9 protein-coding genes are annotated in these 9,987 nt (G+C 68.1%); 5 read left to right on the top strand and 4 right to left on the bottom strand.

The features are described from left to right. Positions 1–88: 88 nt before the first annotated feature. On the top strand, positions 89–841 hold the full coding sequence (locus tag ACFWPJ_RS08945) for an MBL fold metallo-hydrolase (protein ID WP_378849010.1): 753 nt from the start codon (positions 89–91) through the stop codon (positions 839–841). 272 nt (positions 842–1,113) lie between these two features. Here ACFWPJ_RS08945 and ACFWPJ_RS08950 read toward each other — a convergent pair whose 3' ends face one another. The 3 genes from ACFWPJ_RS08950 to ACFWPJ_RS08960 form a co-directional block, all read right to left on the bottom strand. Beyond that, a complete protein-coding gene (locus tag ACFWPJ_RS08950) occupies positions 1,114–1,983 on the bottom strand; it encodes a L,D-transpeptidase (RefSeq protein WP_378849012.1) in 870 nt (289 codons plus the stop codon). A 293-nt stretch (positions 1,984–2,276) separates the two neighbouring features. Further along, positions 2,277–3,605: a cytochrome P450 gene (locus ACFWPJ_RS08955; protein WP_378849014.1), complete on the bottom strand. Its 1,329-nt coding sequence runs from the start codon at positions 3,603–3,605 to the stop codon at positions 2,277–2,279. Positions 3,606–3,646: 41 nt separating this feature from the next. Beyond that, positions 3,647–4,855, bottom strand: coding sequence for a serine hydrolase domain-containing protein (locus ACFWPJ_RS08960; RefSeq protein ID WP_378849034.1), 1,209 nt, complete (start codon positions 4,853–4,855; stop codon positions 3,647–3,649). A 189-nt stretch (positions 4,856–5,044) separates the two neighbouring features. On the opposite strand from ACFWPJ_RS08960, the gene ACFWPJ_RS08965 reads away from it, so the two are divergent. Together ACFWPJ_RS08965 and ACFWPJ_RS08970 are read left to right on the top strand one after the other, a co-directional pair. Further along, positions 5,045–5,671, top strand: coding sequence for a hypothetical protein (locus ACFWPJ_RS08965; RefSeq protein ID WP_378849016.1), 627 nt, complete (start codon positions 5,045–5,047; stop codon positions 5,669–5,671). A gap of 37 nt (positions 5,672–5,708) precedes the next feature. Then, positions 5,709–7,157: an MFS transporter gene (locus ACFWPJ_RS08970; RefSeq protein ID WP_378849018.1), complete on the top strand. Its 1,449-nt coding sequence runs from the start codon at positions 5,709–5,711 to the stop codon at positions 7,155–7,157. Between the two features lie 60 nt (positions 7,158–7,217). Here ACFWPJ_RS08970 and ACFWPJ_RS08975 read toward each other — a convergent pair whose 3' ends face one another. Continuing rightward, complete coding sequence (locus ACFWPJ_RS08975; RefSeq protein ID WP_378849020.1) at positions 7,218–7,892, bottom strand: S1 family peptidase; 675 nt, start codon at positions 7,890–7,892, stop codon at positions 7,218–7,220. A 462-nt stretch (positions 7,893–8,354) separates the two neighbouring features. Between ACFWPJ_RS08975 and ACFWPJ_RS08980 the strand changes: the two genes are divergently transcribed. Together ACFWPJ_RS08980 and ACFWPJ_RS08985 are read left to right on the top strand one after the other, a co-directional pair. Next, positions 8,355–9,209, top strand: coding sequence for an MlaE family ABC transporter permease (locus ACFWPJ_RS08980; RefSeq protein ID WP_378849022.1), 855 nt, complete (start codon positions 8,355–8,357; stop codon positions 9,207–9,209). 3 nt (positions 9,210–9,212) lie between these two features. After that, positions 9,213–9,987 (top strand): MlaE family ABC transporter permease (locus ACFWPJ_RS08985; RefSeq protein ID WP_378849023.1); only part of this gene is annotated, 775 nt, incomplete at its 3' end.

Genomic DNA, 9,987 nt, shown 5'->3' on the forward strand with positions numbered 1-9,987 from the left:
GGACCATAGAGCTCGATGCGCTGACCGGCGGGCGGAACGCCTGAGCGGTACAGTCGCGGTCCGTGCAGCTGTATTCGATGGAGGCGTGATGCGCTGGGAGCAGGTTGCGGACGGAATCTTCACGATTCGCGGCACCGACGTCAACATGGTGCTGCTGCGTGACGGCCGCGACCTCACCCTGATCGACGCGGGCTGGTACGGCGACGCCCGGATCATCGAGCAGACGATCCGCGCCCTCGGCCACCGACCCGAGGACATCGTCGCCATCCTGCTCACCCACGCCCACCTGGACCACGTCGGCGCGCTGAACCATCTGCACCACCGCTACGCGATCCCCGCCTACACCAGCGCGACCGAGGTGGCGCACGCCCGCGGCGAATGCCACGAATCCGCCACTCCCCTCGACGTCATCAAACGCCTCACCGAGCCCAACACCCTCGCCTGGGCCGCCCGCATCACCGCCGCAGGCGGCCTCCGCAAAAACACCGTGCCCCACATCCAGCCCTTCCCCACCACCGGCCCCCTGGACCTCCCCGGCAACCCGGTCCCCATCCCCTGCCCCGGCCACACCTCCGGCCACTCCGCCTTCCATCTCCCCGCCGCAGGCGCCATCGCCACCGGCGACACCCTGGTAACCGCCCATCCCACCTCGAAAATCACAGGCCCCCAACCACTCCCCAGCTTCTTCAACCACGACACCGCAGCCACCATCGCCAGCTACGCGGCCCTGGAATCGGTCCCGGCCGACATCGTGCTCCCCGGCCACGGCCCGATCTGGCGCGACGGTGTCGCCACCGCGGTAGCTCAGGCGAGGGAAAACGCCGTCCACCAACGGGATTGACCACAAATCAGCGCATGCCTGCTCGCCTTCGCGAGCCGCCACGACCTGCCGGTGGCGCGGGGGCGAATCAGCTCAGCGATCAGCGAAATTGCGCAGGAGGGTCCAGAGCGGCACCGTTGGGGCAGAAGTACTTTCGTGGAAGTCACGCGAAATCGTGGATCTATTGCGCCCGAACAGTTTTCGTTCCAGCAGGGTCGGCGCCAAGCGAATACAGCAAAAAAGCCGAAAAATACGATCGCATTTGATCTTATTGTTCGGCTTTGTTCAGCGAATCAGTTCCAGTCGCCCAGTCCGTCACCCGCGCTGAGGGTTCCGCCCTGCGTGTTGGTGACGATCACGGCGTCGCCGCGGCGCGAGTTCTCCAGGAACCACTTGGCGTTCTCGGTGCTCACGTTGAGGCAGCCGTGGCTGGCGTTGGAGTAGCCCTGCTGGCCCACCGACCACGGCGCGGCGTGCACGAAGATGCCGCTGTTGGAGATGCGGGTCGCGTACTCGACCTCGAGCTTGTAGCCCTCGGGATCGGTGACCGGCACGCCGTAGGTCGAGGAGTCCATCGTCATCTTCTCGAACCGCTCACCCACGATGTAGGTGCCGTTGGGGGTCTCGTAGCCCGGCTTGCCCAGCGAGGTCGGCATCTCGCGGACGACCTCACCGTTCACCGTGACGGTGATCATCTTGGTGTTGTCGTCGACGCTGGCGATGAACGCGTCACCGATGCGGAACGCGCTGGTGGTGCCGCCCGCCGCGACGGTCACGTCGGTGTTGGCCGGCCAGAAGTCGTTCGGCTTCCAGCGCACCTGCTTGTCGCCGGTCCAGTAGAAGTGGCCGGGGGCGGCCTGGCTCGAGGTGACCTTGATGGCCCGCTCGGCGGCCGTGCGGTCCTCGACCGGGTCCTTGAAGGTGATGATGATCGGCTGCGCGACGCCGACGGTCTCGCCGTCGGCGATATTGATGGTCGGCGGTGCGAACGGCGCCTGGGCGGCGGGCGCGTCCACCGCGGGCTGGCTGGAACCGGAGCCGGGGAGGGTCGGCTCGGCCTGCACGGGAACGGCGATCAGCGCGCCGGTCGCCGCGAACGCCGCCGTCAGCAGCAGGCCCCGGCGGAGCCGGCGCGCTTGCCGCGTGTTTGCCTCGTAGTGCATGGTTACTCGTCCATTCCAAGATCTTCGTGATCGTCGCGGAGTCCGCGACAGGTCTCCACGGGGTAACGAACGCCGGAGACCCTGACCGTCCATTCCTACCCGTCCAGGGTGACAACGTGCCAGCGTCGTTGCGCTGCGATAACAGACCGGCAACTATGTGTCCCAGGTCACATAACGCGTCGTTATCCATCGGCTTTCGCCAAACGCCACGCTCACACCGGCGAGTCGGAAGCGGTGATGTCGGGCAGGGTCGAAACACGCCCGTGTGAGCATCAAACGAAGGGTGACCGAAATCACGCCATCCGTGTGAAGTGGATCGCTCGGTCGGGGGCGACGGCGATATTGCGCGGCACGGTCCGTGGGCGCCTGCTCAGGGCGAGACCGGGGTCGAGAGACAGCCGGACCTCGGTCAACAGGGTTGCCAGGATGATGCGCAGCTCGTATTCGGCCAGCGTGACGCCGATACAGCGCCGATGCCCGCCGCCGAACGGCGCGAACTCGAACGGCGAGACCTTGCGGTCGAGGAAGCGGTCGGGATGGAACAGCCGCGGGGCGGGCCAGAGCGACGGCTGACTGTGCAGCACGCCGACGGCGAGGCCGATCGTCTGCCCGGCGGCCACGTCGACCCCGCGCCACCGCCACGGCTCGGTGAGCATGCGCAGCACGATGGGCACCGGCGGATGCAGGCGCAGGGTCTCCTGGCAGACGGCGCCGAGCAGCGGCAGCGTGGCCCGCTCGGCGGGGTCGCCGCCCGCGGCCGCCAGTTCGGCGGTGACCCGCGTCAGCAGGCCCGGCTCGCGGTGCAGGTGATAGAGCGCCCAGGTCAGCGTTGTCGCGGCGGTCTCGTGGCCCGCGACGAGCAGGGCGCGCAGGTGCTCGCACAGTTCGGTATCGGTGAGAACGGTGCCGTCGTCGTAGCGGATCGTCAGCAGGAGATCGAGCAGGTTGCCTGCTTCGGCGCCGCCCGCGCGCCGCCGTCGGGTGATCTCGGCGAGGAGCAGCCGGTCCAACCGCGTCCGGGCCGCGACGAAACGCTGCCACGGACCGAAACCGCCCATGCGACGGCGTATTACGGGCGCGACCAGCAACGGCGTGGTGAAGGTGGCGAGGAAATCGGCGACGGCACCGGCGTATTCGGGTTCACGATCGAACTTCGTGCCGAACACGGCCGCCAGGATGACCCGCAGCGTGATGCTGTGTGCCGCGGCGAGCCCGTCGATCCGGCTGCCGATCTGCCAGGAACCCGCAGGGCCGCCCTCGATCTCGCGCAGGGTGGCATCCCTGATCACCGGCGCCAGTGCGCGCACACGCTGGGCGTGCAGGGCGGGCGCGAGCAGTGCGCGGTCGGTGCGATGGCGCTCACCGGAACTCAGGATCAGCGAGGCCGCGCCGACCATCGGTTCGATCGGATTGGGCAGTGGCGGCCCGACCAGGTCCACCGGCGCGCGGAACAGCTCACGCGCGCCCTCGGCGGTCCCGGTGAACAGCACGGGCGGAAAGCCGGGGAAACCGACCGAGAACGGATCACTGCGCCGGGCGCGTCGCCGCAGGTAGCCCTCGAAATCCCAGCCCGCCGCCAGCCCATGCAGCAGTGACCAGCGTGGCGGGCTCAACGCTGTCATGTCGGTTACTACGGCGCGCGCCGGTGGCCGGTTCGAAACGGCTATTCCTGCTCGGCGCGGACTTTGCGGACCGTGCCCTGCGCGATCGCCGACAGTTTGGCCAGCCGCGCGTCACCGAGCGCGGTGACGGCATTGCCCAGCCGGTTCGTCACGAACGCGATCGACATCCGCAGATCGGGGTCGGCGTACGCGCCGGAACCGCCGATTCCGTAGTGGCCGAACGCCTGCCGCGGCTGCTGCTTGGTCATCAGCACCGGCCGGTGATAGCCGAGGGTGAAGCGCAACGGCAGGCCGAGGACGTAATCGCGGCTGTCGGTCTGCTGGGTCCGGTTGGCGTTCTCGATCGTCTCCGGCCGCAGGAACTGCACCGCCGAGTCGCCCCCGGGCGACGGGTTCTCGGCATCGCCGGAGTAGACGACGCCGCCGTTGGCGAGCGCGCCGTACATCCTGGCCAGCGCCCGGGCGGAGAAGACGCCGTTCCAGCCGGGCATCACCGCATCGTGCACGCGCGGGTCGCGCACCAGCTCGTCGAAACTCTCCGGCATGCCCGCCTCGGCCAGTCCGCGCGCGGGCCGCACCCACGACAGCACCGAAGACGCGGTGTTCCAGCGGATTCCCGGCGGCGCCAGGTGCGGGAAGATCTTGGCGATCCGGTGGCGCTGCGCGGCGGGCACCTGGAACCAGAACTCGTCGGTGCCCAGCGGCTCGGCCACTTCGCGTTGCAGCACCTCGGTGAACGGTTCTCCGGTGACCCGCTGCACGATCTCGGCGACCAGCCAGCCGAAGGTGATCGCGTGATAGCCCGAGGTGCGGATCCGGCGTGGATCGGCGGGGCTCTCGGCGAGCGCGGTGACCACGGCGCCGTAGTCGAGAATCCCCTCGCGACCTGGCACCAGCCCGCGCACCCGGTGCAGGCCCGCGCGGTGGGAGAGCACATCGCGCACGGTGATGTCGTGCTTGCCGTGCGCGGCGAACTCCGGCCAGTATTGCGCGACCGGCGCCTCGTAGTCGATGAGCCCGCGCTCGGCCAGCCGGTGCACGACCGTCGTCGCGACGCCCTTGCCGGTGGAGAAGGTGAGCGCGATGTTCTCGCCGTTCCAGCGCTGATCCTTGGCGGCCCAGCCTGCCCAGATATCGACGACGGGCCTGCCGTCCAGATAGATCGCCAGCGCGCCGCCACCGCGGTTGGGCTGCGGGAACATTCCGAAGAATTGGTCGGCCAGCCGGATGAACCGCGGATCGACCAGCATCTGCCGTGGCGCCGCGAGCGGCGTACCGCCGGGTTGTGTCAGGGGCCCGAAATCTCCCGCCGCTGCTGTCACCATCGGGTTCACCTCCTGATGCAGGGTCGGCCGGGGCCGGAATCCCAAGGGTAGCCCAGTGCCCCACCCATCGGGACGGAGTCGACGCCGGTGGCTCCGGTGGTGTATTCACAGAAGGTGTTTGCAGACCAGTCCATCGGCCGGCTCGTCGGCGCCGTCGCCATCGCGGTGACCGCGTTCGTCTCGACCGGGTGCGGTGGCACCATCGACGGCCACGCACAGCCGGCGATCGACGTCGTCCCCGCCACCGGCACCTCGCCAACCACCAAGCCGGGCAAGCCCACCTCGGGTAAACCGACGACGAGCAAACCGGCGCCCACCTCGGGCCGTGGTGACACCGACTTCCAGGCCAGCGTCGGCGATTGCGTCGCGCTCGGCGGCACGGTGAACGACGCCACCATCACCAAGGCGTCCTGTGGCAGCCGCTCGGCGAACTACAAGGTCATCGGCAAGGCCGAGAACAGCAGCGGGTGCGTCAGCGACCGCGACAACTTCTACGCCGAGACCCTCAACGGCATCGAGACCGGCGCGCTGTGCCTCGACATCGACTGGGTGGTCGGCGGCTGCATGGACGTCGGCGGCGACGAACCCCAGCGCATCGACTGCGGCGAAACCGGTTCCGAGCCGGTCAAGGTCGTCACGATCAAGAACAACACCGACAGCGTCGACGACTGCCCCGACAGCGCCGACTCGGGCTTCAAATACCCCGAGCGCCGCGTCGTGGTCTGCGTGGAGAGTCTGTAGCCCGGCGAAACACCTCGGCGCCAGCTAGTTTGGAGAGGTGGCACCGACCAGGACGGTTCGGCTCAACTCCGCGACGGGGCGGTGGATCCTGCTGGCCACCATCCTCGGCTCCTCGATGGCGTCGCTGGACGCCACCGTCGTCTCGGTCGCGCTGCCGCGCATCGGCGAGTCGCTGCACACCGATGTCGCCGGACTGCAGTGGACGGTCAACGGCTACACCCTCACCCTCGCCTCGTTCATCCTGCTCGGCGGCTCGCTCGGGGACCGGCTCGGGCGCAGGCGCGTCTTCGTCTGGGGGATCGCCGGATTCGCGATCACCTCGCTGCTGTGCGCGGTCTCGGTGAACATCGAGATGCTGGTCGTCGCCCGGTTGCTGCAGGGTGTGGCGGGCGCGTTGCTCACGCCAGGCAGTCTCGCGCTGATCTCGGCGTCCATCGACGAGCGTGATCAGGGCAGCGCGATCGGGTTGTGGTCGGGGCTCGGTGGGGTGGCCGGCGCGTTCGGGCCGCTGCTCGGCGGCGGGCTCATCGATCTCGTCGGGTGGCGCGCGATCTTCCTGCTCAATGTGCCGTTGGCGCTGGTCGTGGCGATCGTCGCGCTCCGATCGGTGCCGGAGAGCCGTGATCCGGACGCGCCGACGCGCATCGATGTGCCCGGTGCGGTGATCGTGGCGGTCGCGTTGGGCGCGCTCACGCTCGGCTTGATCGACGGCTATCCCGCGCTGGTGGTCGTCGGCGTCGTGGCGCTGGCCGGTTTCGTGGTCGTCGAGCTGCGCAGCCCGAATCCGCTGGTACCGCCGTCGCTGTTCGGTTCGCGGGTGTTCACCGCGGCGAACCTGGTGACCCTGTTCGTCTACGCCGCGCTGGGCGGGGTCTTCTTCCTGCTGGTGCTGCAGTTGCAGCTGGTCGCCGGGTACTCGCCGATGGCGTCGGGCGCCGCGAGTCTGCCGGTGACGCTGCTGATGCTCGTGCTGTCCGCGCCCGCGGGACGCTGGGCGCAACGGCACGGGCCACGGCTTCCGATGACGGCCGGTCCGCTGCTGGCCGCCGCCGGTGTCTTCGCGCTGCAACGGGTCGGGCCCGGCGCGAACTACCTCACCGATGTGCTGCCCGGCGTGCTGGTCTTCGGGCTCGGGCTGTCGGTCCTGGTCGCGCCGCTGACCGGCGCGGTGCTGGCCGCTGTGCCCGTCTCCGACGCGGGCATCGCCTCCGGGGTGAACAACGCGGTCGCCAGGACCGCACAGCTGCTCGCCGTCGCCGCGCTGCCCGGGCTGGCGGGGTTGTCGGGCGCCTTCAGCGACCCCGTCGCTTTCGCCGCGGGCTTCGACACCGCGATGCGCTGGTGCGCGGTGCTGCTGCTGATCGGCGCGGTCGTCGCGGGTGTGCTGCTGCGCGTGCCGCGCCGGGCGCCCGAGCCGGAGCGGGTCGACTGCCTGCCGCACTGCGCGGGCGCCGACGGACCCGCGCTCGCGCCGACACCGAAATGAGTGGGCCGCGTGGACGATTCCACGCGGCCCGCTCGGTCTCCGGCGATCTCAACAGCGCGCCTAGATCGGGTGGAAGCCCGCTCCCACGCCGCCGCGGGCATTGATGTCGTTCATGATCGAGCTCATGTTCGTGCCGACCTCGGGACCGAAGCAGGCAACGGCGAGGTAGGCGTTCACCATGCCGACCAGGGTCGAGCCGACGACGACCGGTGCGCCGGAATCGCCTTCGACGACACACATCTGAGTCCAGGTCTCGGTGTTGGTCTGGAAGACGTCACCCCAGGTGATACCGCAGGTGTTGCCGGTGGTCCGGCCTTCCTTGCAGACGATCGTCGGGAACTGGGCAGGTCCGCCGAGACCGGTGATGGTGACGTTGCCGATCCGGTTGACCGGGATGATCCGCCCCGGCGTGAACTCGATGACCGCGTAGTCGAGCTCGTTGTTGCTGTAGGCGAACCGGCCGATCTCGCCGAATCCGCGGTCGACCTCGGCGGCGACGGAGGCGCCCGCGTCGCCGCAGTGGCCGGCGGTCAGGCCGACGAGTCTGCCCGCGCCGTCGTAACCGACGGTGGTGAGCGTGCATTCGAACATGCTGTCGATGACGATTCCGGAGCCGCCACCGAGCACCGGCGGGCCGGGTTGTGCCTGCGAGGCGCCCGCGCCGATGCCGAGCAGTGCGGCACCGAGAGCGACGGCGAAGGCAGCGTTGGCCATCTTGGCGAGTGTGGTGAACATGTCCCTCCAGACGTCGGAAGTCCGCACGATATCAATTCATTCTGCCTATCGTGCCTGGAAAGCGTCCCGGGCGCGCCCTGCCGCCACACCCTCCCATTGTCATAGCGGTTATCTATGAAAAAAATGATCAATTGACCAGTTTTGAGTTGTTCCTGTGATCTGTTCGGGCATTCCCTCGGGGGGTTCGTTATGAATGACAGTTTTCCGCAATATTTATTTGGCGCGACCGCTGGTACTGGGAATCCGCACGGAAATCGACATCGGACGTAATCGCGCTGCCGCCCACAATTACGGGCTGTATGGTCCGACATGGCAGGATTCATAGCTGTTGACGACAGTGACCTCTGTCTATGACAGCGCTCACATGTCGGTGGTGTGTTCTGCGCTACTCCGTAGTAAGGTGCGTCAAGCAAACAAAGTCGTCGGGGTATAGGTGACCTGGCGTCGAGAGGGGTATTAGCAGTGCAGTCGACCGAGAGTCCGCCCGCCCGTTCACGAGTCAGCGAAGCTGTCGACCGGACCAAGGGCCTTTGGGACGACCATCCGAAGAAGTCCCTCGAGACGTTCGGCCGACAGATCACGATGGGTTTCGAAGCGATCACGGAGTTGATCGTCGCGATCTTCCGCAGGCGCTTCCCCTTCGACGAGTTCGTCCGTCAGTGCGCGTTCATGGCCAACGTCGCCGCCGCGCCGACGCTGCTCGTCGCCATCCCGATCGCGGTCATCGTGTCCATCCAGGTCGGCGCGGTCGCCGGCCAGGTCGGTGCGACCTCGTTCATCGGCGCCGCCAACGGCCTCGGCATCATCCAGCAGGGCGCGCCGCTGGTCACCTCGATCATGATCGCCGGTGCGGTCGGCTCGGCGGTCTGCGCCGACCTCGGCTCCCGCACGATCCGTGAAGAGATCGACGCGATGAAGGTCATGGGCGTCGATCCGCTGCGCAGGCTGGTCGCCCCCCGGCTCGGCGCGGCGATGATCGTCAGCCTCCTGCTGTGCGGGTTCGTCGTCTTCGTCGGCTTCATCACCGGCTACATGTTCAACATCTTCGCCCAGGCTGGTACCCCCGGCTCCTACATGAGCACCTTCGCGTCGTTCGCGGTCACCCGCGACCTCGCGGTGGCGCTCCTCAAGTCGGTGATCTTCGGCATCATCGCCGCGATCATCGCCTGCGACTCCGGCCTGAACGCCCGTGGCGGCCCCGGTGGCGTCGCCAACGCGGTGAACTCGGCGGTGGTCAGCTCCATGGTGATGCTGCTCGGTGTCAACGTGGCGATCACGCAGATCTACGCCGCTGTCTTTCCCCCACAGGTGGTCTGAGCCATGTCATCTTCAACATACGTACCCCCGCTGCTGCGGCCGCTACGCCAGCTCAAGGCGGCGGGCAAAGCACCCGTCGACCTGCTCGCCCGCCTCGGTCACCAGGTCTTCTTCTTCCTGCGGTCCGTCGGCTCGATTCCGCTGGCGTTCAAGCAGTATCCGAAGGAAGTCTGGCGGCTGCTCTCCGACGTCACGTGGGGCAACGGCAATATCGTCGTCGGTGGCGGCACCATCGGTGTCATCCTGATCATCAGCGCCTTCGGCGGCATGACGGTGGCCATCCAGGGTCACACCTCGCTGAACCTGCTCGGCCTGAGCCCGATCACCGGCGCCATCTCGGCCTTCGCCACCACCCGTGAGCTCGGCCCGCTGCTGGCGGCGCTGGCCTTCGCCGCGCAGGCGGGCTGTCGATTCACCGCCCAGCTCGGCGCCATGCGCATCTCCGAGGAGATCGACGCGCTCGACTCGATCGCCATCCGCCCGCTGCCCTACCTGGTCAGCACCAGAATGATGGCCGCGGTCATCGCGATCGTGCCGCTGTACTGCATCGGCTTGGTGATGGCCTACATCTCCTGCTCGGTCACCGTGCAATTGATCGGTGGGACGGCGGCGGGCACGTACTCGCACTACTTCTACCAATTCCTGGTGCCGACCGACGTGCTGTACTCGCTCCTCAAAGCGGTCGTGTTCGTCATGATCACGACGTTCATCCAGTGCTACTACGGCTTCTTCGCCTCGGGTGGTCCCGAAGGCGTCGGCGTGGGGGCGGGGCGGGGGC

Origin of the sequence: Nocardia sp. NPDC058497 (genome assembly GCF_042720195.1) — a bacterium.
Lineage (GTDB): Bacteria > Actinomycetota > Actinomycetes > Mycobacteriales > Mycobacteriaceae > Nocardia.